Below are 296 nucleotides of genomic sequence, written 5' to 3'. Positions count from 1 at the left end.
CGGAATGTTTCACAGTTACTTCTTTCTCCGTTTCCTCAGCACTTTCTCCTTTTCCACCCCTAACCATTTCCATACCTCTTTTCTTCATCTTTTTACCCACCACCCTACTCATGTCTTTATCCAAACCTCCCACTACTCTATCCAAACCTTCCATCATTCTTACTTTCCCACCCAATTTCGACTACATTTCACCAACCTCACCACCCATATATCCCCCACCTCAAACTATACCCGCGTCACAATCGGCCCCCACAAATCTCGATACCAATTAAATAAATATAACCCTCTCAAACTCC

Annotated in this window: 1 protein-coding gene; it reads right to left on the bottom strand. The window is 43.6% G+C overall.

Annotated features, from left to right (window positions below):
• Positions 1 to 175: NAD-binding protein (locus FS628_RS33255; protein WP_369008909.1), on the bottom strand; the 175-nt coding region annotated here is incomplete at its 3' end.
• Between the last annotated feature and the right edge of the window lie 121 nt (positions 176 to 296).

Origin of the sequence: Paenibacillus xylanexedens (assembly GCF_007676705.1) — a bacterium.
GTDB lineage: Bacteria > Bacillota > Bacilli > Paenibacillales > Paenibacillaceae > Paenibacillus > Paenibacillus xylanexedens_C.
Note: the sequence above shows the minus strand (reverse complement) of the source record. Positions and strands in the feature narration are given on the sequence as shown.